At 63.5% G+C, this 1376-nt stretch carries 1 protein-coding gene; it reads right to left on the minus strand.

The genetic code is table 11. The features are described 5' to 3' along the window. Positions 1-39: 39 nt before the first annotated feature. Positions 40-1325, minus strand: a protein-coding gene (locus AWC14_RS13460; RefSeq protein WP_095764118.1) for an IS3 family transposase whose coding sequence is annotated in 2 segments (ribosomal slippage) — positions 40-1043 and positions 1043-1325 — 1287 coding nt in all. Because the reading frame shifts where the segments join, the coding sequence is not laid out codon by codon here. Positions 1326-1376 lie beyond the last annotated feature (51 nt).

Here is a 1376-nt window from a genome sequence, read left to right on the forward strand (position 1 = left end):
TGAGCCGTCCCGGGGAGTCCGGAGACTGATTGTGTTGGATCACCCCGCTTTTGGTGGGGTGCGTCTGTGATCGTAGTGGAGCCTCTCGACGGCTTCGGGGGTGAAGTCGTCGAGGTACTCGTGGGGGCGTTCGGTGTTGAACCATTGCACCCAGTGGGCGGTGGCGATTTCGACGTGGTTGACGTCGCGCCAGGGACCTTGCCGGCGGATGAGTTCATTTTTGAACGATCCGACGGTGGTTTCGGCCAGCGCGTTGTCCAGGGCGTCGCCGACGGAGCCGACGGAGGGATCGACACCTTCGTCGATGAGCCGGTGGGTGAATGCCACCGACGTGTATTGAGCACCGGCATCGCTGTGGGCGATCAAGCCCCGCAAAGTGGTGTTGCCTTCGGCGGCGCGGGTGAAGAACGCGTGCTCGATGGCATCGAGGACCAAGTCGGTGGTCATCGATGTGGCGGCGCGCCAGCCCACGATCCGGCGACTGAACGCGTCGATGACAAAGGCAACGTAGACGAACCCTGACCATGTCGACACATAGGTAAAGTCGGCCACCCACAACCTATTTGGCGCGCACGCGTAGAAGCGTCGGTCGACCAGATCGGGGTGGCGGACATGAGTTTCGTCGGTGACGGTGGTCTTGTGCTTGGACCCATATCGCGCACCCTGCCAACCCTGCTCACGCATGATCCGCTCCACTGTGCAGCGGGCCACGTCGTGACCCTGACCTCGTAGCCAGATCCACAGCTTGCGTGACCCCAGGGTCTGCACGAACTTGCCGGTCGTGCGGTCTTTGCGTGCGGCAGTGATGATTTCGACCAGCTCGGCGTCGCGCATCTGGCGCCGCGTCGGCGTCTTGGTGATCCACTCGTAGTAGGTCGACGCACTGATCGGCACACCATGCTCAGACAGCACAGCGCACATGGGCTCGACTCCCCAGCGAAGCCCGGCCCCACCATCGGGGCCGGGCACCTGGTGGTCCTTGTGCTCGGCGATGAACCGAATCACCGTCTCGCGGGCCGGTCGAGCTCGGCCCCGAAGAAAATCGCTGCAGCTTTCAAGATCTCATTGGCCCGGCGCAACTCAGCGACCTGCTTACGCAGCGCCTTATTCTCCTCAGCCATCTGCGACGTCACACCAGGGCGCACACCGCCGTCAACATCTGATCGCCGGATCCAGGTCCGCAACGTCTCCGGCGTCCCAATCCCCAACATGCCCGCAACTGCCGTGATCGCCGCCCACTGCGACCGGTACTGCGGGCGCACCTCAGCGACCATGCGCACCGCACGCTCTCGAAGCTCATCGGGGTACTTGCTCGAACGTCCCATAACGCGAATCCTCCCAAGGTCGGGAGTCTCCGGACATGCCGGGACGGCTCA

The sequence above is a fragment of the Mycobacterium kyorinense genome, assembly GCF_002101735.1.
GTDB lineage: Bacteria > Actinomycetota > Actinomycetes > Mycobacteriales > Mycobacteriaceae > Mycobacterium > Mycobacterium kyorinense.